20 protein-coding genes and 2 riboswitches are annotated in these 22,217 nt (G+C 53.8%); of the genes, 6 read left to right on the top strand and 14 right to left on the bottom strand.

All coding sequences use genetic code 11. The features are described 5' to 3' along the window. Nucleotides 1-75: 75 nt before the first annotated feature. Nucleotides 76-1,791 (bottom strand): ABC transporter ATP-binding protein, encoded by a 1,716-nt coding sequence (locus B4O97_RS08795; protein WP_083050106.1) that lies wholly within the window; start codon nucleotides 1,789-1,791, stop codon nucleotides 76-78. Between the two features lie 260 nt (nucleotides 1,792-2,051). On the opposite strand from B4O97_RS08795, the gene B4O97_RS08790 reads away from it, so the two are divergent. Next, the gene (locus B4O97_RS08790) at nucleotides 2,052-2,783 is read left to right on the top strand and encodes an SDR family NAD(P)-dependent oxidoreductase (protein WP_083050104.1); all 732 of its coding nucleotides are present in this window, start codon (nucleotides 2,052-2,054) and stop codon (nucleotides 2,781-2,783) included. On the opposite strand, the gene B4O97_RS08785 is transcribed toward B4O97_RS08790, so the two are convergent. Beyond that, on the bottom strand, nucleotides 2,773-4,011 hold the full coding sequence (locus B4O97_RS08785) for an arginine deiminase (protein ID WP_083050103.1): 1,239 nt from the start codon (nucleotides 4,009-4,011) through the stop codon (nucleotides 2,773-2,775). The two genes, B4O97_RS08790 and B4O97_RS08785, sit on opposite strands and share 11 nt — an antisense overlap. 92 nt (nucleotides 4,012-4,103) lie before the next feature. Here B4O97_RS08785 and alr point away from each other — a divergent pair, with 92 nt between their 5' ends. From alr to B4O97_RS08760, 5 genes are all read left to right on the top strand, one after another. Then, nucleotides 4,104-5,225, top strand: a complete 1,122-nt coding sequence (alr, locus tag B4O97_RS08780; RefSeq protein ID WP_083050097.1) for an alanine racemase — start codon at nucleotides 4,104-4,106, stop codon at nucleotides 5,223-5,225. A gap of 43 nt (nucleotides 5,226-5,268) precedes the next feature. Beyond that, a riboswitch (molybdenum cofactor riboswitch) is annotated at nucleotides 5,269-5,415 on the top strand. Beyond that, the gene (locus B4O97_RS08775) at nucleotides 5,407-6,267 is read left to right on the top strand and encodes a substrate-binding domain-containing protein (protein ID WP_198947043.1); all 861 of its coding nucleotides are present in this window, start codon (nucleotides 5,407-5,409) and stop codon (nucleotides 6,265-6,267) included. Its footprint overlaps the riboswitch before it by 9 nt. Before the next feature lie 21 nt (nucleotides 6,268-6,288). Beyond that, on the top strand, nucleotides 6,289-6,972 hold the full coding sequence (locus tag B4O97_RS08770; protein WP_083050095.1) for an ABC transporter permease: 684 nt from the start codon (nucleotides 6,289-6,291) through the stop codon (nucleotides 6,970-6,972). Next, nucleotides 6,965-7,987, top strand: coding sequence for an ATP-binding cassette domain-containing protein (locus B4O97_RS08765; protein WP_158084222.1), 1,023 nt, complete (start codon nucleotides 6,965-6,967; stop codon nucleotides 7,985-7,987). Before B4O97_RS08770 ends, B4O97_RS08765 begins: the two co-directional genes overlap by 8 nt. Before the next feature lie 52 nt (nucleotides 7,988-8,039). After that, entirely contained in the window at nucleotides 8,040-8,306 is a 267-nt protein-coding gene (locus B4O97_RS08760) for a hypothetical protein (protein WP_083050091.1), read from the top strand. On the opposite strand, the gene B4O97_RS08755 is transcribed toward B4O97_RS08760, so the two are convergent. The 12 genes from B4O97_RS08755 to B4O97_RS08705 all read right to left on the bottom strand — a co-directional run bounded on the left by B4O97_RS08755 (nucleotide 8,303) and on the right by B4O97_RS08705 (nucleotide 21,644). Beyond that, the gene (locus B4O97_RS08755) at nucleotides 8,303-9,904 is read right to left on the bottom strand and encodes a 4Fe-4S dicluster domain-containing protein (protein ID WP_158084221.1); all 1,602 of its coding nucleotides are present in this window, start codon (nucleotides 9,902-9,904) and stop codon (nucleotides 8,303-8,305) included. The genes B4O97_RS08760 and B4O97_RS08755 overlap by 4 nt on opposite strands. Beyond that, nucleotides 9,901-10,821: a DUF362 domain-containing protein gene (locus B4O97_RS08750; RefSeq protein ID WP_083050087.1), complete on the bottom strand. Its 921-nt coding sequence runs from the start codon at nucleotides 10,819-10,821 to the stop codon at nucleotides 9,901-9,903. The genes B4O97_RS08755 and B4O97_RS08750 overlap by 4 nt, the downstream gene beginning before the upstream one ends. A gap of 71 nt (nucleotides 10,822-10,892) precedes the next feature. Further along, on the bottom strand, nucleotides 10,893-12,842 hold the full coding sequence (locus B4O97_RS08745) for a molybdopterin biosynthesis protein (protein ID WP_083050086.1): 1,950 nt from the start codon (nucleotides 12,840-12,842) through the stop codon (nucleotides 10,893-10,895). Between the two features lie 26 nt (nucleotides 12,843-12,868). Next, on the bottom strand, nucleotides 12,869-14,116 hold the full coding sequence (locus B4O97_RS08740; protein ID WP_083050084.1) for a molybdopterin-binding protein: 1,248 nt from the start codon (nucleotides 14,114-14,116) through the stop codon (nucleotides 12,869-12,871). Further along, complete coding sequence (locus B4O97_RS08735) at nucleotides 14,109-14,579, bottom strand: MogA/MoaB family molybdenum cofactor biosynthesis protein (RefSeq protein ID WP_083050082.1); 471 nt, start codon at nucleotides 14,577-14,579, stop codon at nucleotides 14,109-14,111. Before B4O97_RS08735 ends, B4O97_RS08740 begins: the two co-directional genes overlap by 8 nt. Then, the gene (locus B4O97_RS19235) at nucleotides 14,551-14,991 is read right to left on the bottom strand and encodes an MOSC domain-containing protein (RefSeq protein WP_096348863.1); all 441 of its coding nucleotides are present in this window, start codon (nucleotides 14,989-14,991) and stop codon (nucleotides 14,551-14,553) included. The genes B4O97_RS08735 and B4O97_RS19235 overlap by 29 nt, the downstream gene beginning before the upstream one ends. Before the next feature lie 5 nt (nucleotides 14,992-14,996). Next, the gene (moaC, locus tag B4O97_RS19230; protein WP_198947042.1) at nucleotides 14,997-15,449 is read right to left on the bottom strand and encodes a cyclic pyranopterin monophosphate synthase MoaC; all 453 of its coding nucleotides are present in this window, start codon (nucleotides 15,447-15,449) and stop codon (nucleotides 14,997-14,999) included. Nucleotide 15,450: 1 nt separating this feature from the next. Then, on the bottom strand, nucleotides 15,451-16,203 hold the full coding sequence (locus B4O97_RS08725) for a GTP 3',8-cyclase MoaA (RefSeq protein WP_269844554.1): 753 nt from the start codon (nucleotides 16,201-16,203) through the stop codon (nucleotides 15,451-15,453). Nucleotides 16,204-16,237: 34 nt separating this feature from the next. Beyond that, nucleotides 16,238-16,359: riboswitch (molybdenum cofactor riboswitch) on the bottom strand. Nucleotides 16,360-16,412: 53 nt separating this feature from the next. Next, on the bottom strand, nucleotides 16,413-16,715 hold the full coding sequence (locus B4O97_RS08720) for a hypothetical protein (RefSeq protein ID WP_083050080.1): 303 nt from the start codon (nucleotides 16,713-16,715) through the stop codon (nucleotides 16,413-16,415). After that, on the bottom strand, nucleotides 16,712-19,819 hold the full coding sequence (locus B4O97_RS08715; protein ID WP_083050078.1) for an HsdR family type I site-specific deoxyribonuclease: 3,108 nt from the start codon (nucleotides 19,817-19,819) through the stop codon (nucleotides 16,712-16,714). Before B4O97_RS08715 ends, B4O97_RS08720 begins: the two co-directional genes overlap by 4 nt. A gap of 61 nt (nucleotides 19,820-19,880) precedes the next feature. After that, nucleotides 19,881-20,261, bottom strand: coding sequence for a GxxExxY protein (locus B4O97_RS08710; protein WP_083050077.1), 381 nt, complete (start codon nucleotides 20,259-20,261; stop codon nucleotides 19,881-19,883). Nucleotides 20,262-20,597: 336 nt separating this feature from the next. Further along, nucleotides 20,598-21,644: a PDDEXK nuclease domain-containing protein gene (locus B4O97_RS08705; protein WP_083050075.1), complete on the bottom strand. Its 1,047-nt coding sequence runs from the start codon at nucleotides 21,642-21,644 to the stop codon at nucleotides 20,598-20,600. Nucleotides 21,645-22,217: the final 573 nt, after the last annotated feature.

The following is a 22,217-nucleotide window of genomic DNA, read 5'->3' as shown; positions in this document are numbered from 1 at the left end:
CCCGTAAAGGCTTGTTTTTTTTGTGAAGCCCTTGCGGGAGGATATTTTGGTTAAAATTTGATGTTGAACTTTTTTTCAGAGTCTTCGCTGGGTATATAATCGTTCATAGTACCCTTTCAATGCCAGCAGTTCAGAGTGTGCTCCCTCTTCAATGATACGCCCCTCCTTCATTACATAGATTCTGTCAACGTTTCTGACGGTGGAAAGCCGGTGGGCAATTATTATGGTGGTACGGTTTTCCGCCAGCCTGAACATGGCATTTTGGATAAGGGCTTCCGATTCGGTATCGAGGGCGGATGTCGCCTCGTCAAGGATCAGAATGGGGGGATTCTTCAGAAAGACCCTGGCAATGGCTATACGCTGCTTCTGTCCTCCCGACAGCTTTACTCCCCGTTCTCCCACTTCGGTATCGAAGCCCTCCGGCAGACTTTGAATAAAATCCAGAATGTTTGCCCAGCTTGCCGCCCGGACCATCTCCTCTTCCGTTGCCAGGGGATTGCCGTACATGATGTTTTCCCGTAAGGAGGTGTCGAAGAGAAAAACGTTCTGCTGTACGATTCCTGTCTGCTCCCTGAGGGATTTCTGGGTCAGGTTTTTCACATCCATCCCGTCGATGCTGATCTCTCCCTGACTGACCTCGTAGAACCGGGGGATCAGCGAAACCAGGGTGCTTTTTCCGGCTCCCGACTCACCCACCAGAGCCACCTTGCTGCCGAAGGGGACAGTCAGGTTGATTCCCTTCAGGACCGGCTCGGGGGATCCGGCATAGCTGAAATGCACATCCCTGAAGCGAATCTCCCTGCTGTGCTCCGCGAGGGTTTTTGATCCCGGACGGTCAGCGATGTCGGGTTCAATCTCCATGATTTCCACAAAGCGTTCGAAGGCGGCGGTCCCCTGCTGCAGCTGCTCATTAAAGTTGATCAGTCTGTCGATGGGGGGCAGTATGATCCCCACAAAAAGTACAAAGGAGAGCAGGTCGTAGACCTCGATAAGCCCGTGAAATATAAGCAGCACTCCGCCGCCCACGACCACGAGATAGTAGGAGTCCCGGAGAAAATGGATTACCGAGTGGAAGCCTGCCATGGCGGTGTAGGCGTTCTCCTTGGCATAGCGGAAGGTCGTATTCGAATTGTGGAATTTCTCCTCTTCGAGCTCTTCATTGGCGAAAGCCTTTACCTCCCGGATTCCCTGGACCGAGTTTTCGACGGTGCTGTTGATTTCGGCGATCTCCTTTCTCACCTTCCGGAAGCCGGAGCGCATTCGGCCGCCGAAAATGATTCCCCAGATCAGCATGAAGGGGAAGGGAATCAGCGAGATGAGCGCCAGGGGCCAGCTGAAGCTGAACATGAAGATATATGCTCCGATCAATACCACCAGGGATATCAACAGGTCCTCCGGGGCGTGGTGGGCGACTTCGGCGATCATGTTCAGATCATTGGAGATTCGGGACATGATGTGGCCGGTTTTTGTGTTGTCAAACCAGGTAAAGGAGAGTTTCTGCACATGCCGGAAAATATCCTTCCGCATATCGGCTTCCATGCGCACACCCAGGATATGTCCCCATTTTATCCGGATATAATTCAAAACGAGCATGAACAGACAGATTGAACCAAGCGCCGCGAGGGACCAGATGATCATGGGAACATTGCTTTCCGGTATATAGCTTCGCAGAAGGTTCCGGGTTATGTAGGGGAAAAAGATCAGAAGCAGCGACATGGCGGAGGCCACTAACATATCAATAACAAAGAGGCTCAGATGGGGGCGGTAGTAGCGTATGAATTTTTTCAGCATGGCGGCTCCGTTTTCGTTTCTAACAAAAACCTTACACGATTTTTATCAGATCGTCATGAGCTATGGGATAAGGCCTGTGTAAATTTGCACGGATGTAAAGGCAGTATGTTCGTCGTATGTGTATAAAAGTGCGCATTGTATAGATGAGCTCTTTCTCATGCAGCTTGCCCTGTGCTGTCTGCTGGTTTTTGTAGTCCCTGCTTTCATGCTAAGATCTTGTCAGATTAATTTTCCCTTACGAATTTTCGAGGAGCTTTACCATGGAAAACAAAGTAGCAATCATAACCGGCGGAGGCACCGGCATAGGGCGGTCCACAGCCCTGATGCTGGCCAGGCGGAATGTTGCGTGTGTAATTAATTATTCCCGATCCCGGGATGAAGCTGAAAAAACGGTAAAGGATGTCAGGGCTGCCGGGGGCACAGCCATATCCTTCTGTGCCAGTATTGCCGATGAAGATGCAGTCAAAAAGATGACAGCCGCAACCCTTGAGAGCTTCGGCCGCATCGATTACCTGGTTAATAATGCAGGTAAAACCGAGTTCATCCCTCTGGAAGATCTGGACGCCGTCCGGGACGAGCACTGGGATTCCATTTTCGATGTAAATATCAAGGGAACCTTCAAGGTGAGCCGCGCCTGTGCTGCGGAGCTCAGAAAAAACAGAGGAGCAATCGTCAACGTCTCTTCCATTGCCGCCCTGGGAACCGGAAGTTCCATACCCTACTGTGTGTCCAAGGGAGGGGTCAGCACCCTGACCCGAAGCCTGGCCCACGTGCTGGCGCCGGAGGTGCGTGTGAATGCCGTCGCTCCGGGAATCGTCACCACCCGCTGGGTTTCAGGCAAGGAGGATCATATCGCGAGGATGTCCGAAGGGACTCCTCTAAAGAAAGTCTGCAGCCCCGACGATGTCGCCCAGGTTATTGTCAGTCTGCTCATGGATGCCGATCTGATGACCGGACAGATCCTTACTGTGGACGGCGGCTTTACCCTGTAGAACTGCGCCTCAGGGGCATGCTCATGCACCTGGGGCCGCCCCTTCCCCGCACCAGCTCCGACCCTGCAATCTCCAGAACTTCCACGCCGTTCTGCCGCAGGATCTCGTTGGAGAGGATGTTGCGCCTGTAGGTTATGACCTTGCCCGGGGCGATTGCCAGGGTATTGGTGCTGTCGTTCCACTGTTCCCGTTCGGCGCTCCAGGTGTCCCCGCCCCCGGTGGCGATAAGCCTGACTGCGGGGAGGTTCAGACTCTTTGCCAGAGTCCTGGCCAGGTTCTTCTCCTGGCGTATGCGGATTCCCCCCCTGTTTTTCTGCCCCCCGGGGCTCAGGCGAAATATATGGGCCGAATCGGCGATGCCGGGAAAGATGGTGAACTTGTCCACATCCACCATGGTAAAGACCGTATCCAGGTGCATATAGGCCCGGGTAAAAGGAATCTGGATAACCAGGACTTCCCGTACTGTTTCGTCCTCTGCGAAAAGCCTGGATGCCAGGGTCTCGATTCCCTCCGGGCTGGTCCGGGCGCTGCAGCCGACGGCGATGACCGAATCATTCAGAACCAGGATGTCTCCCCCCTCGATGCTGTCCGGTTCGTTGTGACGGTGCCAGAGTCTGCAGCCTCTGAAGCGGGGATGATGCTCAGCGATATGCTGCAGCAGCATGCTCTCACGTTTCCGGGCCCGGGCTTTCATGGTGTTCACCGAAAGCCGGGTACCTATGACCGTCCCGTAGTCCCGGGAGAAGTACAGGTTCGGCAGGGGGTCGATATAGAAGGGGTATTCGTCCTTTATGTAGAAGGAGAGTCTCTTTTCCGCCTCGGAATGGGGCACCTCTTTCTTTGAAAGGCCCGAAAGCAGGGTCGCAGTGAGTTCCCTGGGGGGCATCCCTGCAAGGAGAGCCCGGATGTCCTCTTTTAAGGGTGCTGAGTTTACCCTGAGCCCGGCGGTAATTTCTGCGATGACAGCCTCTTTTACCTTCCCGGCCTCAAGGATATCCTCAAGGAGTTTTTCAAAATAGAGTACTTCCGCTCCGTTGGCCCGCAGCACTTCGGCGAACTTGTCGTGTTCTGCCTGCATCTGTGCCAGATAGGGAATATCTTCAAAGAGCATCTCGTCCAGGTATTTGGGAATAAGCCGTTCCAGCTCCCCTCCCGGGCGGTGGAGAAGGATTGTTTTCAAGGGGCCGACTTCGCTGCGGATCTTCAGTGCAGGATTTTGTGTATCCATGGTGTCAGTATCATATCAGAAAAACGCCGACTGTAAATCTATTCCCCTCGGGCAGGGGTCTATGGTATTCTTGGTTCCCGACGGAGCAAAGTATGAGCAGACTTCCCCTGACCAGGGTATACATATCCTTGAAGAATCTTGACCACAACCTTTCTCTGCTGCGGGAGCTGGCCGGCGGTCGGCCTTTATGGCCCGCCATCAAGGCCGATGCCTACGGCCACGGGGCTCGTATTGTGGCATCCCATCTTGTCTCCCGGGGAGTGGATACCTTCGGGGTCGCTCAGGTGCAGGAGGCTCTGGAGCTGGCGGAAAACGGGATTGATGCCCGCTTTATTATCCTGTCTCCGGATCTGGGAGATACCGCGCAGGAGATCGCCGCCCATGGATTTGAGCCTGTAGTGGCCACGGACATTCAGCTCCGGGCGCTCTCCAGGGAGGCGCTTCGTCAGGGACGGGATATCAGGGTGCATCTGAAATTCGATACCGGCATGGGAAGGGTGGGATTCTGCCCCCGGGAGGCCGACACGGTGCTGGCCAGGATTGCAGGGTATCCGGGATTGAAGATTGCCGGATTCATGAGCCATTTTCCCCGGGCCGATGAGGGAGACCCGGAGTATTCCCTGGAACAGCTTGGCCGGTTCCGGGACCTGGTGGAAAAGACCGCGGACTTCAGGGACTTTGAGACCCACATGGCCAACAGCGCCGCGATCTTTGATGTCTCCGGTGCCTGCTTTGATGCCTGCAGGCCGGGAATCGCCCTGTATGGATTAAAGCCCTCTTCCGAAATCCGCAATCCCCGGGTGGACGAGCTTAAACCGGTTCTGAGCTGGAAAACCGCGATAACCCAGTTAAAGGAGGTTTCTCCCGGCACCGGGTTGAGTTATGGTCACAGTTATATTACCTCCCGTCAGTCCCTGATAGCCACGGTGCCTGTGGGGTATGGGGACGGACTCGCACGGGCCTTGAGCAACCGCATCGAGATGCTCGTCGGCGGCCGGCGCTGCCGGCAGGTGGGAACGATCTGCATGGACCAGTGCCTTATCGATGTAAGCCCTTTAAGGGGCAGGGTCGAGGAAGGCGACGAGGTGGTGATAATCGGGGCGCAGGCTGACCAGTTCATCGGAGCCGGGGAGCAGGCCGAAGTTCTGGGGACCATAAACTACGAGATCGTCACCCGCATTTCCGGCAGGGTGCCGCGACTGGCGGAAAAATAATATAGAGCTTTGTTGATTTTCTGATCCTCCTATACTACAATCCCTTTCAGACATTCTCCGAACCGTTAGCCTAAGGATTCGTCTCCGGATCTAAGGCGACCGGTCCCGGGCAGTCGTATGGCTGTCCAAGGGCTGGCTGAGAAATCAGGCAACCTCCCGAAATTTGGAAAGGAGTTCCCAAATGAAAAAGGCAATAACTCTTGCCGTCGTGCTGTTTGCAGTGTTTTCCATGTCCCTTTTTGCAGGCGGCGCCGCTGAAAGCCCCCAGTCACCAAAAGTTGAAGAACAGGCCCCCGCCCCGGAGAATCCCAGGGTAAAACTTGCCACCACCACCAGTACGGACAACAGCGGCCTTCTGGGCTTCCTGCTGCCGGAGTTCACCAAAGACACGGGATACACCGTTGATGTTATCGCCGTCGGAACCGGCGCTGCCCTTGGTCTTGGCGAAAAGGGCGATGTGGATGTTGTATTTGTCCATGCCCGGGCCCAGGAAGACAAGTTTGTCGACGCCGGTTACGGGGTAAACCGGAAAGACGTAATGTATAACGATTTCGTTGTTCTCGGACCTGAGGATGATCCCGCTGGAATCGGAGAGGCCGGGACTGCTGCCGAGGCACTCAAGCTGGTAGCCGAGGCCGAGGCGGATTTCGTTTCCCGGGGAGACAATTCCGGGACCCATTTTAAGGAACTCAGTCTCTGGGAGGGTGCCGGGATTACCCCCGAAGGTTCCTGGTATAAAGAGGCCGGACAGGGAATGGGCGCGGTAATAACCATGACCAATGACCTTCAGGGCTATACCCTTGCCGATCGGGGAACCTTTATCGCCATGAAGGATTCCATCGACCTGGTGGTGTGTTTCGACGGCGAGGCCTCCCTCTTCAATCCCTACGGCATCATCGCGGTCAATCCTGAACTTCACCCCCATGTGAACTTTGACGGCGCCATGGCCCTGATTGACTGGATTGTCAGCGGGAAGGGTCAGCAGCTGATCGGAGATTTCAAGAAGGGCGGCGAACAGCTCTTCTATCCCGACGCCCGTTAAGGCGGAAGAACCGGGAGTACCATGGGTTCCATTTTTACGGAAGCTCTGCGTCTGATAGTGTCAGGCGACCGGGAGGTCTTTTTCATCGCCTTTACCTCCCTGCGTCTGGCCCTGGCTTCCACATTCTTCGCTTCCCTTTTGAGTATTCCCCTGGGGATAGCTCTGCATTTCGGCAGGATCCCCTTCAAACGGCCGATAATCTCCGTGTTGAGCGCCCTTATGGCGGTTCCCACCGTGGTTATCGGTCTTCTTGTTTTTTCCGTTATCTCCCGCTCCGGTCCCCTGGGGGAGCTGAACCTGCTCTTCACCCCCGGGGCTATCATTATCGGCCAGGTTTTCCTGGTGCTGCCGGTCCTGACATCCCTTGTCTACTCAGGGCTCTCCAGAATGGATCCCCGTTTTCATGAGACCCTGATAACCCTGGGCGCCCGCCGCGGAGACGTGCTCAAGGCGTCGATAATAGAGGCCCGCTTTATCATAATCTCCGCGGTTCTGGCGGGATTCGGCAGGGTCGTAGGCGAGGTGGGGGTGTCCATGATGCTGGGAGGCAATATCCGCTGGTATACCCGTACCATGACCACCAGCATTGCCCTGGAGACCAGCAAGGGGCAGTTCGAGCTGGGGATCTCCCTGGGGCTGATTCTGCTGGCCATCGCCCTGGGTATCAATATCATAACCCACAGCCTGGTAAAGAATGATGTCTGAGAATCCCGTTTTTCGTGCTGAGAATATAGAATTCGGTTATGACTCGGAGCCGGCCCTGATTGTGGAAGAGCTCGACTTCCAGGAGAACAGGATACACGTGCTCCTGGGGCCCAACGGTTCGGGTAAAACGACCCTTATGAAGCTTCTGAACATGTTGCTGCCCCTGGAAAAGGGGCGGATTCTCTTTGAGGGCAGGGATGTGAGCAGGAGCAGGGCGCTGCGGGAACAGACCGTCTATCTGCACCAGAACCCCCTGCTTTTGAGCGGTACGGTATATGACAACATTGCCTACGGCCTGAAGATCAGAAAGCAATCCGGCTGTGAGATCAGGGAAAAGGTTATGGAAGCTCTGGAGGTGGTAGGACTCCAGGGTTTTGAAAAGCGGCGGTCCAACGCTCTTTCCGGAGGGGAGATCCAGCGGGTTGCCATTGCCAGGGCCCTGGTATTGAGACCCAAGGTGATCCTTTTCGATGAACCCACATCCAGTATCGACCGGGAGAACGTCCGGCGTTTTGAAAAGCTTCTGCCCTCCATACGTGATCTTTATGGGACAACAATAATCGTGAGCACCCATAACCTCCCCTTCGCCTACCGCATCTGCGACCGGCTGGTCCACCTGGATGAGGGCAGGGTTGTTCCCGCAGGGGAGAATATCCTTCCCGGAAGAATGGTTCCCGGACAGAAGGACGAGCGGCTCTTTGTGTCCGACGGGGTATCGATACACTGTCCGGACCTGGAGGGGGATTTTACCAAGGCCGTTGTGGACTACGACAGGATAATCCTCTCCCGGGAGGCTCTTCATTCATCGGCCCGGAACAACTTTCCCGGGACGGTGGAGTCCGTTACGCCGGTGAAAAACAGGGAGCAGGCTCATCCCCTTATCGATGTTGCGGTAAGGGTGGAGAATCTTGTCCTTACCTCTCGTGTTACCGGGGAATCCAGCGCGGAACTTGGTTTGAGTCCCGGTTCCAGGGTGTTTGTCTCCTTCAAAGCCTCCACTGTACGTTTGTACTGATAGTTCTTACCTCTAAAAGCAGCAGATACCAGTCCGCAGATGGAGGGATGCCATGGTCGATGTCCGAAAAGAAAACCAGAATACCTTTATTGTAAGTGTCACGGAAGGCGGGAGTGTCACAAAACATACGGTCCGCCTGGATGATACCTATTTTCAGAAACTGACGGGGGGTACCGGGGATAAAGAACGGCTGATAAAAGAATCCTTTCAGTTTCTTCTGGAACATGAACCCAAGGAATCTATTCTCAGGAGTTTTGATCTGCAGGTAATCGGACGTTATTTTCCGGAATATGAAAGCACCATAAGCGGGAAAAGCTAAAAGGGAAACTCCTCGAATTCCTCGCCGGGGGAACCCGGTTCTTCTTCCTCCTGCTGGTCGACAGGTTTTTCCTTCCGTCTTCCATGCTCTTCAAGTCCCTGGACAAGTATTGCCTTTTCTCCTTCCACCGGACAGGCGTGCTGGCAGCTGCCGCAGCCGGAACAGAAAGCCGTGTCCGTCAGGGGCTGGGTCAGCTCACCCTGGTAGGGGGCCATCCACACGGCTCCGGTGGGGCAGACTTCCGCGCAGGCCCCGCAGGCTGTCCCTTCGGTGAATACCACGCAGCGGTCCTGGATGAAGTCTACCGTTCCCATCTGCAGCATCTTCTTCTCTTTGAGCTGAATCGGGGCGATGGCCCCGGTGGGACAGACGGTGGAACAGGTGTTGCACTCCCACTCGCAGTAGCCGCTGCGGTAGTCCATTACAGGCTGCAGAAATCCCCGCAGGCCCAGGGCAAAAAAGGAGGGCTGCAGTACGTGGGTAGGGCAGGAGGATACGCAGGTATGGCAGGAGATGCAGCGGGCGCTGTAATGGGAACGGGATATCGCTCCCGGCGGCAGGACGGGCTGTTCGGGATTGCCGGTATCCGTCTCCGGAAGGGCTGGCGGTCCCTCCAGATTCTTTAAGGGGCTCAGGGCCCAGGCTGATCCGGCGGCGAGCAGGGTACCTGCGGCGCTGAGAAGGGCCCTTCGCCGGGAGATATCCCTGACATCAGGGGAATGATTCCGTGCAGGCTGGAAGGCTATGGCTCCGGTGGGGCAGGCTGCAGCGCAGTCGAAGCAGAGGACGCAGCGGTCAGTCGCTAGGGAATGGTTCTCAAGGTCAATGCAGGCGGCCCGGCAGACCCTGGTGCAGAGTCCGCAGGTTATACAATCCTCCCGTTTGAGCCGCAGGCCGAAAACAGGATGAATGCTTAAAAGTCTCAGCATGAAGCCCGCGGGGCAGAGCCGGTTGCAGTACCAGCGGCCCCATCGCAGGGTCAGAAATATCAGGGTTGCAAGAAGGGCAAGGCTGGAGAGTACCGCCCGCAGCTCCCCCCGGAAGGGGACGGGCGCCAGGTATATCTCGTAGTTCTTCAATATCTCAACGATTGCTGTGCTGGAAAGGGTCGTCAGGGGGACAAAGACGTCCCGATGGATTCTGCCGAAAAAGGCGTAGGGTTCCAGCAGACTGAGCAGGACGGGCAGACCGGCGGCGGCAAGAATAACGGAGGCTGACCAGACGGCTGCATGAATACCCATGCGGGATGGCTCATGGCGCATGTTTCGCCGCCCGAGTTTTCTGCTGAGAAAGAGCAGCAGATCCTGCAGAATTCCCAGGGGGCAAAGCACCGAACAGTAGACCCTGCCGACAAGGAAGGTCAGGACTCCGATTACAAGAAGCGGAACCAGTGCGGAAATGGCCAGAGCTGTGCCGGAAAGCAGCAGCCGCAGGAGAGCCGGAAGGAACTGGACGGATACAAGCAGAGAAAGTATCCTGTCAAAGAAGATGCTGCTTAAGCTCATCCCCGCGACAAAACCGGCGAGAACAAGAGCGGCTGTCAGAATACGTAGAATCCTGAGGGCGGGATACATCCCGGCGGACTTTGTCCGCTTCACACCCGTATCCTGTTGATTCTCAGGGCCTCCAGATTGGATTCTCCCAGACCGAAACCGTGAGCCAGCCCGATGTAGCGGACTTTTTCGGGCTCGGTGCCCCATGTTCGGGCGGCCGCGGCGTCGACGGCGACGATATCCGGGGAGATTATCTGCATCTTTCGAACGGATAGGTCCGAGCCGGAGTAGAAGCCCCGGGGACCGCCGGAGTTCATGACCGTATAGGCATCAACGACGTTCAGGTCGGGTTTGACAAGCAGGGGAAACTCGGCGATGCAGCGGTGAAGGTCGTTGGCGTGGTAGTAGCCCCGATCCCAGATTACCCCCATGAGGTTTTTCATGGCGCTGGTAATGGTGGTGCTGCCGTGGTGCTTCAGGATGGGAACGTTGATAAATACATCCGTTTCAAGAAGAAGCTCGTGAACCATAACCGACCTGAGCCGCTGTGCTCCGGGAACGGAGAGTTCCTGGTAGTAGCCCCTGGAGTTGGCCGGGACGATCTGTGCACCGCCGGTTCTGGCCGCTTCTTCGATGCCCGTGGAAGAGAAGGCAAGCTTCGCGTTCTCGATGGTATGGTCCAGCACGTAGACCCGGGAGGCTCCTGCTTCCCGGCAGCGCCGGACGATCCGCTCAACCAGGGACGGGGATGTGGTGGCTCCCCGCTCGGGCGGAGCGTTCCAGCTGGCGTTGACCTTTATGCAGACCGACTGCCCGGGTTTTACAAAGGACGGCATACCGCCGAAGGAGGCGATTCCGGCGTCGAACATATCCCCCGGTTCTCCCCCCATGACGGCAGCCAGATCCCAGGCTGAAGTTCCGTTTGCTTGAGCGAAGAGAGGCCTCCTTCCGCCCGCCAGGGCCGCCATGCCGGCGGCGACGCTGAAGCGTCCCAGCATCTTAAGGAATTCCCGTCTGTCCATCTGACTTCCTCCGCCTGATAATTATAAACGTTTCAGTCAGAAATGCAAATGTACTGTTCAGAATCCCGGGGTCAGGCCTCGATTTTGCGGACCCTGCCCATATCGGCCGTTGCGTATCCCGCCATGGAGTCGACGGTTTTCCGGAATTCCTGATCCTCCAGGACCTCCAGCAGGGGCTTGAGAACAGGTCCTTCGAAGAAGCGCTCCAGGGTAACCAGCTCATACCGTTCATGGGCCAGGGGAATGAAGTCGAGGTCCAGGGCCATGGCCGCTGCGGCGATTCCCAGGCCGCAGTCCGCTGCTCCCGACTGCACCGCCGCGGCGACCGCCAGGTGGGTATACTCCTCCCTCCGGTAACCGGGAACCTGTTCGGGATCGATACCCAGCTGCTCCAGGTTGTAGTCCAGGAGCACCCTGGTTCCTGCTCCCCGCTGCCGGTTAACATAGCGCAGGTCCTCCCGGGTCAGGTCGGAAAAGTCCCGTATCCCCTTCGGATTCCCCTTGGCGGTAATGAGACCCTGCTCCCGGTGGACAAAGCTGATGACCGCCACCTTCTCTCCTGACAGGTAGCGCCGTATGTAGCTGTCGTTGAAGTTTCCGGTGTCCGGATCCAGAAGGTGGGAGCCCGCGACATGGGCTTCTCCCCGTTTAAGGGCGACAAGCCCGCCGAGACTGCCGGCGTTGGAGCTGGTAAAACGGGAGGAACGCCCGGCGATGTACTGGGCCAGCACGTCAAGGCATATATCATGGCTCCCGATATGCACGATGGTTCGTCTGATTTCTGCCGGGTCCCGGAGCAGGCTGACCCGGACCATCTCACCGGCGTCCACCCCTTCCGAGAGGGCGGGGATGCGCAGGATTCCGTCCGCCTTTACCAGGGAGCTGATTACCCCTGCTCCCCGCTGCAGGGGGGCGGCTACGGTTTTTCCGTCCACTTCTCCCAGGGCCACCCGGACAAACTCCTCGGCTCCGGCGGCGGAGTGGAGTTTACGGCTCATTACGGCCTCAGTTTCCGGCCGCTGTCTGCCGCTCCGGCCGAGCCACTGGGAGAGGATCGGTTCGATGAAGATCTCCCCGGTCAGGGCACAGGATACCGGGTAGCCGGGAGATCCGATGACCGGTACCGGCGGGGTACCCTTTACCATACCCAGAATAACCGGATGCCCCGGTTTTACGGCGATTCCGTGGACAAAGACCTCCCCCAGGTCTCCGATTACCGAAGCGCTGTAGTCCTCGCTGCCGGCGGAGGACCCGGCGATCATTACCACCAGGTCCGCCTCCCCGGCTGCCCGGGCCAGAGCCCTTCGGATCAGCTCAGGATCGTCGATAACCGTTGAATAGCGCCGGGCCTCCCCGCCCCAGGATTCAACCTGGGCAGCCAGCATCAGGGAGTTGTACTCGATAATCTCCCCCGGTTTCATGGCCCGGCTTTCAGCCTCTTCGGGGCTGATGAGTTCGGTGCCCGTGGGAATGATGACGACCACCGGTTTTCTCCGCACCGACACGGTGGCGTGGCCGCTTCCGGCTATGGCCCCCAAATCGACGGGACTCAGGCAGTGATTGGCCGGAAGAACAAGCTCTGTGGCTACCAGGTCTTCACCCATGGGGCGGACGGAAGTCCAGGGGGCCACGGCGGCACGGATTTCGATGGCTGTGTCGTCGTCCACGAGCTCGGCGTTCTCTATCATTACCACCGCATCGGCCCAGGGGGGCATGGGGTCGCCGGTGTCGACGTAGGAAGCGGGACCTTCAGGTCCCAGGGGAATCCGCACCGGGGAGGTTTCCGTGGCCCCGGAACTCTCTTTTGACTTTACGGCGTACCCATCCATGGCCGAGGCGTGGTAACCCGGCGAGGAGAGGGAGGCCCAGACCGGCTCCGCGCTTATTCTGCCCGCAGCTTCAGAGAGGGGAATTTTCTCAGCTTCCAGGGGTCCTGCAAGATTGTTGTTCCGAAGAAATTTGGACATCCGCTCCCGGGCTTCGGGCAGAGGGATGTCGTCCAGATAAATTCGCCGTTGCATATCCGATTCCTTTCTTAAAACAGCTCTTAAAACAGCCGCACTGTTATTTCGTCATCCCGGTGCAGTCCGTTGGCCTCCTCGGGGATGCTGACAAGTCCGTCGGCGCGGATCAGGGTGTAGATCAGGTTCGATTTGCCGAAAACCGGCTCTGCTTCCGGTAATTCCTGCTTCCCGTGGATGAGCCTGACGGGAACATAGTCCGATCTGCCGGCACTGGAGGCGATGTTCCGGGAAAGCCGGGCCCGGACACTTCGCTCTGCCGTATTCAGCGGGTTTTCCTCTGTTCCCAGCAGCCTCCTGACCAGGGGGAGCAGAAAAAGCCTGGCCGCGACGAAGGCGCTGACGGGATTCCCCGGCAGTCCGATAACCGGTTTTCCGTCGCAGACCGCCAGAATCGTCGGTTTACCGGGCTTGATGGAAACACCGTGAACAAGGACCCCCGGTTTTCCGAGCTCGTCGATTACCTCGGCGGTCACATCCCGAACAGAGACGGATGAACCTGCGGAGATTACCAGGGCCTCCGATTCTTCCAGGGCGCTTTTTGCGCCGGAGAGAATCAGCTTGTAGTCGTCGGCGATGATACCTTTTTTCACGGGGATTCCTCCCGCATCGGAAATCAGGGCCGAGAGGGTGTAGCTGTTGATGTCCCGGACTTGACCGGGTTCAGGTCTGGTCCCGGGAGGCACGACTTCGTCTCCGGTGGAGATAATCGCGACCTTCGGTTTTCCGGCTACCTCGAGGGACTCTATTCCAAGGGCGCTGAGTCCGCCGATGTCCTGGGGACGCAGCAGGTGGCCGGCGGGAAAGACCAGGGAACCTGCCGCCACATCCTCGCCGATCTGGACAAGGTTCTCCCCTTCGGCGACGGAGCGGAGGACCTCGATCTCGTCGTCCCGGGATTTCTGGGTACGCTCCACCATGACAACGGCGTCGGAACCTTCGGGAATCATGCCGCCGGTGTGGACCAGGGCGCATTCGCCTTTTTTGAGACTGAAGGAGGGGGCTGCGCCCATGGGGACCTCTCCGGTGAGCTGCAGGTAGGCCGGGAGTCCTTCGCTGGCACCGTAGGTATCCGCAGCCCTGAGGGCGTAACCGTCCATGGTGCTGCGCACAAAGGAGGGAAGGGCCTGGGGGGAACGGATCTCCCGAGAACAGACCCGTCCCAGGGCCTCTTCAAGGGGCAGGGTTTCCCGGCGGAAGGTGCCGGAGGGAAGGGCGGAGAGCAGGGCCTCAAGGGCATCCTCAGGACGGCTGAGACGGAAGAGCTCAACCATGGCCTTCGCCCCGGAGCATCCGCACTCCGTGTTCCATTACGGGTACAAGGAGTCCGGTGCAGAAACGGACTGCTTTGACGGAGCCGGGGAAGTTGACCACGATGGTCCTTCCCCTGATTCCCGCGTACCCCCGGGAAAAGAGGGCGTTGGGGGTCTCTTTGTAGGATTTGGCCCGCAGCAACTCCGCGATCCCCGGGAGGGCTTTTTCGCACCATTTTTCCGTGGTCTCCGGGGTAATGTCCCGCGGGGAGATCCCGGTTCCTCCGGTGGTCAGGATATAGTCCGCGTCGGCGTGGGCTGTAAAGGCGGAAAGGAGGGCGTCGGCATCATCGGGAACGATGACACTCCGGATATCGGCCCCGGGAAAGGAGTCCCTCAGCAGTTCCATAATCGCCGGTCCGGAAAGGTCCTGGTATTCTCCCCTGGATGCCCGGTCAGATATCGTAATAACAGAGAGTTTCACAGCTGATCTCTCCCCCTTCAAGGATCCTGGCGAAGATCCCTTTCCGGGGCATTACGCAGTCTCCAACCTTGCGGAAAACCTCGCAGTCATGGTGGCAGGCCTTGCCGTGCTGGGTTACCTCGAGCACTGTTTTCCCCAGGTACAGCTTTGTTCCCACCGGAAGGGAGGCAAGATCCACACCCCGGGTGGTTATATTCTCTGCGAAGTCTCCGGCTTTGAGCTCAACCCCTTTGCCCCGCATGGTATCCACGTCCTCGTCCGCCAGGAGGGATATCTGACGGTGCCAGTTTCTGGCGTGGGCATCCCCCTCGAGGCCGTGGTCGGGGCGCAGGGTTGCCCGGGGTACGGGGGTCTTCTGTTCCCCTGCTTTCTCGGAGATGTTTATGGACAGGATTGTAAAGGATTTTCTCATGGTCTTCAGGTCCGTTCTTCCTTGGTTTTTTCCAGTAGACGGATTTCGCCGATTCGCATGGACTTGTCCGCCGCCTTGCACATATCATAGATGGTAAGGGCTGCTACGCTGACCGCCGTAAGGGCCTCCATTTCTATGCCCGTCTTGTCCGTGCAGACCGCACGGGAGCGGATATGAACCCCGCTTTCGAAGACTTCGAACTCCAGGTCAACATGGTCGATGGCGATGCTGTGGCAGAGGGGAATCAAGCTTGCCGTCTGTTTGGCGCCGTTGATGCCGGCGATCTTGGCGGTGGTAAGGACATCCCCTTTCTGTATTCCGTTCTTCCGGATAAGTTCCGCGGTTTCCGGCTTCATGTGGATGCTCCCCGCGGCGGAGGCGGTGCGCAATACCTTCGGTTTCGCGGAAACATCCACCATGCGGGCGTTGCCGGCGGCATCTACGTGGCTCAGTTCCATCTTATCCTCCAATCTCGACCATGGAGCGGTTCGAGCAGATGCCGCCCCGTTCGGGTTTTTTCTCAATCGTGGCCCGGATCGAACCGGCAATGTCGTTCATATCTACTTGAACCTCATGGTCCGAATGCAGACAGGGCTTCAGCTTTCCATCCGCCAGGAGGCGGATCCTGTTGCAGGCAGAGCATTTCGGCGGTCTGTCGAAGCTGTAGTTGTCCTTCTTGTCCGCGCTCAGGCTGTAGTGGTTGATAAGCTGATGACGGAAACCGTTCCGGCGGCAGAACTCCGCCAGGGCCGCGATCTCCCCCTCCGGGGTATCGTCCATTACCACAGTGTTGATCTTGATGGGAAAGCCGAGTCTTCGGGCGCTTTCGATTCCTGCCAGGGTAACGCTGAGGTCTCCTACCCGGCTTATCCGATGGTAGCGTTCAGGGTTCAGGCTGTCCAGGGATATGTTCATGCTGTCGAGGCCAGAGTTTTTGAGTTCCCGGGCCATGCTTCCCAGGAGTACCCCGTTGGTGGTCATTGCAAGGTGCTCCAGGCCGGGGAGGGCTTTCAGCATCGCGACAAGATCACATATTCCCCGCTTGACCAGGGGTTCTCCGCCGGTCAGACGCACCTTTCGAATTCCCAGGGAGACGGCGACTTCTGCGATGCGGGTAATCTCTTCGAAGCTCAGGAAGTCCGAGTGTTTCCGTCGGGGGACTTCTCCGTCGGGCATGCAGTAGGTGCAGCGCAGGTTGCACTTGTCGGTAATGGATATACGCAGGTAGTTTATTTCGCGGTTAAACAGGTCTTTGATATTCTCTCCTTTCCAATCACGGGAGGCACATCAGTTTCCCGCTGTACCCATCGACCGCCGTACCATGGATATATATCTTGCAGGTCCGGCGGTTCGAAGAAAATCTTTATACGGTTTATCATATATGCGTATTGAGCGCAATGCAAGAAAAGCTTGTAGGCTAATCAGAGGTTTTGTCTGTGAGCGGATGCCTTTTTACGGGTCAGGCTGATTCCCCCGAAACCGGAAATGATGGCGATGTAGAAGCCGAAATCGTACCACCAGCCGCTGTTGAAGGGCTCGTAAACCCGGACTCCGGGCCTGAATATCCCGACTATCAGCGAGATTGGGGCAATCCAGCCGTGCCAGATTCCCATAAGAAAGCCCGCGGGCCGTTCTCCCGCCAGATGGGTTTCCCTGGGCAGGCATCCGGTGAACATGGAGAGTATCAGGATCGCCGCTACCAGGAAAAACAATGCTTTTGTCATAGATGACCTCCGACGCCTTTATATTTTTCTACAAATGCAGCAATTTTTTGGAAAACACTTTGTTTTTTTGCTTTGTATTGCGGATTAAGAGGGCTCATTTTAGGCAGAGTTGAATTCAATTCAGTACCATTTTCACTGGCAAACTCTCGCTTTAATGATGATGTAATGTAACGCCTTGCGGCTTCTTCATTTAAACTTTCAGAACGAATGAGTTCATCAGCCTCACGCTTTTGTTCTGCTTGCGCAAATGTAAAGAACGCATCAATGATACTTGCCTTGTCGTCCATATCATCCAGGTCAGTCTGATTAATAAAATCCACCATCAAGCTTTCTTTGGCACGGTTGCCCAGGCTGGAACGCAGAAGTCTTCTCACCTCTTCAATTAATTCTGCCTTGCTCTTGTTCCTTTTGTTGTTTTCAAAAATCAGTTCAAGAATGTAATCCAGGTTTATTTCCTGGGATTTAAGCAAGTCAACTTCAAAAACCACATCATCCCAATCAATACCGGAAGAATCTCTTTGGTCAGCGTCTTTCTCGCGACGCAGCCAATCGCGGGTGTCGTTATAAGTAGAACGGTAATCCTGAATCAAGCGTTCTGATGGAACATCAATGGATTTCATCTCGGTGAGGTCGTCATCATCCAGATAATGTCTTTCCTTAAATGCTTCGACCGCCTCGGGGTCATCCAGATTGACGTTTTGCAAAGCTTTCAAGCCGGCAAACTCATCGTAGTTATTAAGTATGTTTTCAACCCTTAAATACTCGCCAAAGAGTTTGACGAACTCTTTTTTGTCCTTCTCTTTTTCTATCTCTTCAGGATTTGGGAAACGTCTTTGTAATTCTGCTACCACATCCAGATATCCACGGCGGGCCTCGCCGGTGGTGATATCGGTAAAACCTTCCATGTACTCCTTATAACTTTTTTCCAATACAACGTTTTTGGTGTTTTTATCACCGAACAAGGTAATAGCATCGACTGTAGCCGGTTCCAGATCCCGGAAAGTAATGATATTCCCAAAGGTTTTTGTCGCATCGTAAATACGATTTGTACGTGAGAAGGCCTGCATTAAGCCGTGGTAACGCAGGTTTTTATCAACAAACAGGGTGTTCAGAGTCGGTGCATCGAAGCCTGTCAGGAACATGCCCACCACAATCAGCAAATCTACTTCCTGATTTCTTACCCGCTGGGCGAGATCGCGGTAATAGTTTTGAAAGCCTCTGCTGTCTACACCAAAGTTGGTTTTAAAAGCAGTATTATAGTCAGCTATAGCAGCGCTCAAGAATTCCTTGGCACTGCTCTCCATTGCTGAAACCTCAAAGCTCTCATCAAGGATCTCACCAACAGCGTCCTGTTCTTCATTGGCGGCAAAAGAGAATATGGTGGCCACATTCAGCTTTTTATTGCCGTCGGGTTCCTTCTGCATGTTTTTAAAGGATTCATAATAGGCTTTGGCAGCATCAACACTGCTTACGGCAAACATGGCATTAAAGCCCTTGGCTCCGGCGTGGGAACGATGAGTTTTTTGCCTGTAATTATTCAAGATGTACTGGGTAATCTCAGTTATACGGTCGGGATGCAGCAGGGCCTGCTTGTTTTCCGCGGCGGTGAGCTTTTTCTCGTCCTGCTCGCTTTCAATGTTTTTAAACTTTGGGCGAACATCGTTATAATCAACTTTAAATTTCAGTACTTTCTCATCCCGTATGGCATCGGTTATGACATACGAATGCAACTCCCGTCCGAATACACTGCCTGTGGTTTCCGCTCCCAGGGCATTTTCCGGAAAGATGGGAGTACCGGTAAAACCGAACTGGTAATACTGTTTGAATTTCTTCTTCAGGTTCTTTTGGGCTTCTCCAAACTGGCTGCGGTGTGCCTCATCAAAGATAAAGACAACCTGTTTCTGGTAAACAGGCAGGCTGCCTTCACTTTTCATCAGGTTATTGAGCTTTTGAATGGTTGTTACGATAATCTTATTGTCATCTTTATCAAGATTGCGTTTTAAACCGGCGGTGCTGTCGGAACCATTGACGCTATCGGGAGAGAAGCGCTGGTATTCCTTCATGGTTTGATAGTCCAGGTCTTTTCGATCCACCACAAAAAACACTTTATCAATAAAATGCAGTTCGGTAGCCAAACGGGCAGCCTTAAAGCTCGTCAAGGTCTTACCCGAACCGGTGGTGTGCCAAATATACCCGCCGCTTTCTGTCTTGCTCCAGTTTTTGGCTTGCCAGGAGCTTTTAATTTTCCACAAAATACGTTCCGTGGCGGCAATCTGGTAGGGACGCATGACCAGCAAGGTATCACTGACATCAAATACCGAGTAATGGAGCAACACGTTCAGCAGAGTGTTTTTCTGGAAAAAGGTAGCGGTAAAGTCTTTAAGATCTTTTATCAGGGTATTGTCGGCTTTCGCCCAATTCATGGTAAAGTCAAAGCTGTTTTTATCACGTTTGGTTGTATTGGCAAAATAGCGGCTGTCGGTACCGTTGGAAATGACAAAAAGCTGCAGATATTTAAATAAAGAGTTCTCAGTATTGAAACTCTCTTTACTGTAGCGGTGCACCTGATTAAAGGCTTCCCTGATAGCCACGCCGCGTTTTTTCAGTTCGATTTGTACCAAGGGCAAACCGTTTACCAGAATCGTTACATCATAGCGATTGGCCTGGGAGCCGGTCTGTTCAAACTGTTTAATGACCTGAACCTTATTGCGGGCAATATTTTTTTTGTCCAGAAGGTAAATGTTTTCAATATGGCCGTCATCAAAGACAAAATCATGGATATAGTCATCATGTATTTTACGGGTTTTGTCGATGAGAGTATCGCCGGGTTTGTCCAGGTATTGTTCAACAAAGCGTTTCCACTCACCCTCCTGGAAGGTTACGCCATTCAAAACCTGAAGCTGTTTACGCACATTAGCCAGCATTTTATCCGACGAGTTCAGGTCTGGAAGGTATTCATAGCCCTGGTTTTGCAGGTCTTCAATGAGCTCCCGCTCCAGATCGGCTTCACTTTGATAGCTTTCAGCAACCTGCCATTCCTTGGTGTATTTGTCGAGGACGATAAACCTGTTTGTTTCTGCAATGGGTTTTGTATAATCAATCATTAATTTTTTACCTCTTTTATTTTAACCACGAAATACACGGAAAACACTAAAGGATAAAATGTCATTTAACTATCCTCTCAATGGTTGCTTTTGGGTAGTGACCGAAGTTAACTAACAACCCGAGTTTAAGCCCTGTTGCTTTCAGGTAATTATGTAACTGGGCACGATGTTCATCGCAAACTTCTCTGACTGCTTTAAGTTCAACAATGATTTGGTCATAGCAAATTAAATCAGGCTTGTAAGTTTGTTGAAGTTTTTCATCCTTATAGAACAACTCAAGTTCCGGTTGGGCAATAAACGGAATTCTCTGCTTGTTTAGTTCCTTCTCAAGACACTCCTGGTAGACAGCCTCAAGAAAGCCACAACCCATCTCACGGTAAACTTCAAAAATAGCACCACGGATCTGATAGCTTTCTTCTTCAAATAACAGAACCTCATTCACGGAAAACCTCTTTTTTAACCACGGAAAACACGGAATACACAGAAATTTTATTATTCTTTTTCAGTGTTTTCAGTGTATTCTGTGATTCCATTAATCCTCCTCCGGCTTGGGAAAGCTTAATAACAAATCACTTTGATCATACTGCTCTTTTTTAACCACGGAAAACACGGAATACACAGAAAATTTATTATTCTTTTTCCGTGTTTTCTGTGTATTCTGTGGTTCCATTAATCCTCCTCCGGTTTGGGAAAACTCAACAGCAAATCCCGGTAATATTCGTACTGCTTCCGCCGCAGTTCAATCTCCCGGGGCAGCCCTTCGGTGGTGGGTTTGTAATCAAGCATATCCGCCACCTCCCTCTAATAACTTTTGTTCCGCCAACCGTTCGCGGACTTCAATCAGTGCATTGTGAAGTTTTTCCTCCAATAGTTCTTTCGGCGGAAGACTTGTCCAATACTCTGCCACCATAATGTTGTCTTTCTGCATGTTGAGCAGTTCCACCTGTTCGGTGCCCGCCTCCGTACATAGTATCAGCCCAATCGGAGCTTCTTCACCCTCCTGACGTTCGAATTTATCAAGCCAGTTCAGGTAAAGCTCCATCTGTCCTTTAAATCCAGCTTTGAATCGGTCTATTTTTAGATCGATTGCAACCAGACGCTTGAGTTTCCGGTGATAGAAAAGCAAGTCGAGATAAAAATCTTCGCCATCAATAATCATACGCTTCTGGCGTTCCACAAAGGCAAAGCCCTTGTCCAGTTCAAGGATGAACAACTCAAGCTCTTTGAGCAAGGCATTTTCCAGCTCATTCTCCATGTAACCTTCTTTCAATCCTAGAAAATCCAAAAAGTAGGGATCCTTGAAGTTGCCGTTCAAATGATTTGCTTCTGCCAAAGCCAATTTGGTATCGGCTATTTCGGAGCGTTCAAAGGCTTTGCGCTCAATCTGATGCCTTAACTCCCGCTTGCTCCAGTGTGATTCACAGGCAGTGCGAGCATAAAAGAGTCTGGCTTCAGGTGATTTCAAAGGAATTAATACTAAAAAATGTGACCAGCTTAATTGTCGTGCCAGCGGAACGACAATCTCAATATCCGGGAAAATCTCCGCAAATTGCATCATACGCCGAAGGTTTTTCGCCTCAAAACTTCTGCCGTAGATTATGACAAGCTCTTTGGCCAATGTCTTCACAACCTGTTTTCCGTATTCCGCCCGTTCGCCCTGCAACACCTCTTCGTTAATGCGTTTGCCAACTTGCCAATAGGTAACGGTAAGCGCACTGTTGACCGCCGCAACCGCCTTATACCGACCTTGCTCAATCAGCGTCTTCACATCGCGAAGTAAATCCGCAGGACTCGTCTTGCTTACACCATCCTTTTTTTTACTCATTGCTTGACCTCTTTTTTAACCACGGAAAACACAGAATACACGGAAATTTTATTATTCTTTTTCCGTGTTTTCTGTGTATTCTGTGGTTCCATTAATCCTCCTCCGGTTTGGGAAAGCTTAACAACAAATCACTTTGATCATACTGCTCTTTTTTTACCACGAAATGCACAAAATACACGAAAGTAGTATTCAAGATTCTTTTTCGTGATTTTTGTGTCTTTCGTGGTTCCATTATTCCTCCTCCGGCTTGGGAAAACTCAACAACATATCCCGGTAATATTCATATTGCTTCCGCCGCAACCGCCTTATGTCGACCTTGCTCAATCAGCGTCTTGAAATCTTGAAGCAGCTCATTGGCTTGCAAGAATAAGTCCTTTTTTTATTGCTCATTTGTCAAGCTCTTTTTTAACCACGGAAACCACGGAATACACGGAAATTTTATTATTCTTTTTCCGTGTTTTCTGTGTATTCTGTGGTTCCATTAATCCCTCTCCGGTTTGGGAAAGCTCAACAACAAATCACTTTGATCATACTGCTCTTTTTTTACCACGAAATGCACAAAATACACGAAAG

The sequence above is a fragment of the Marispirochaeta aestuarii genome, assembly GCF_002087085.1.
GTDB classification, from domain to species: domain Bacteria; phylum Spirochaetota; class Spirochaetia; order JC444; family Marispirochaetaceae; genus Marispirochaeta; species Marispirochaeta aestuarii.
This window is presented reverse-complemented; position numbering and strand designations above follow the sequence as displayed.

What these genes read in the sequence shown, in the direction of transcription:
- B4O97_RS08795 (WP_083050106.1), bottom strand. Translation starts at nt 1,791, where the DNA reads ATGCTGAAAAAATTCATACGCTACTACCGCCCCCATCTGAGCCTCTTT.
- B4O97_RS08790 (WP_083050104.1), top strand. Translation starts at nt 2,052, where the DNA reads ATGGAAAACAAAGTAGCAATCATAACCGGCGGAGGCACCGGCATAGGG.
- B4O97_RS08785 (WP_083050103.1), bottom strand. Translation starts at nt 4,011, where the DNA reads ATGGATACACAAAATCCTGCACTGAAGATCCGCAGCGAAGTCGGCCCC.
- alr (WP_083050097.1), top strand. Translation starts at nt 4,104, where the DNA reads ATGAGCAGACTTCCCCTGACCAGGGTATACATATCCTTGAAGAATCTT.
- B4O97_RS08775 (WP_198947043.1), top strand. Translation starts at nt 5,407, where the DNA reads ATGAAAAAGGCAATAACTCTTGCCGTCGTGCTGTTTGCAGTGTTTTCC.
- B4O97_RS08770 (WP_083050095.1), top strand. Translation starts at nt 6,289, where the DNA reads ATGGGTTCCATTTTTACGGAAGCTCTGCGTCTGATAGTGTCAGGCGAC.
- B4O97_RS08765 (WP_158084222.1), top strand. Translation starts at nt 6,965, where the DNA reads ATGTCTGAGAATCCCGTTTTTCGTGCTGAGAATATAGAATTCGGTTAT.
- B4O97_RS08760 (WP_083050091.1), top strand. Translation starts at nt 8,040, where the DNA reads ATGGTCGATGTCCGAAAAGAAAACCAGAATACCTTTATTGTAAGTGTC.
- B4O97_RS08750 (WP_083050087.1), bottom strand. Translation starts at nt 10,821, where the DNA reads ATGGACAGACGGGAATTCCTTAAGATGCTGGGACGCTTCAGCGTCGCC.
- B4O97_RS08745 (WP_083050086.1), bottom strand. Translation starts at nt 12,842, where the DNA reads ATGCAACGGCGAATTTATCTGGACGACATCCCTCTGCCCGAAGCCCGG.
- B4O97_RS08740 (WP_083050084.1), bottom strand. Translation starts at nt 14,116, where the DNA reads ATGGTTGAGCTCTTCCGTCTCAGCCGTCCTGAGGATGCCCTTGAGGCC.
- B4O97_RS19235 (WP_096348863.1), bottom strand. Translation starts at nt 14,991, where the DNA reads ATGAGAAAATCCTTTACAATCCTGTCCATAAACATCTCCGAGAAAGCA.
- moaC (WP_198947042.1), bottom strand. Translation starts at nt 15,449, where the DNA reads ATGGAACTGAGCCACGTAGATGCCGCCGGCAACGCCCGCATGGTGGAT.
- B4O97_RS08720 (WP_083050080.1), bottom strand. Translation starts at nt 16,715, where the DNA reads ATGACAAAAGCATTGTTTTTCCTGGTAGCGGCGATCCTGATACTCTCC.
- B4O97_RS08715 (WP_083050078.1), bottom strand. Translation starts at nt 19,819, where the DNA reads ATGATTGATTATACAAAACCCATTGCAGAAACAAACAGGTTTATCGTC.
- B4O97_RS08705 (WP_083050075.1), bottom strand. Translation starts at nt 21,644, where the DNA reads ATGAGTAAAAAAAAGGATGGTGTAAGCAAGACGAGTCCTGCGGATTTA.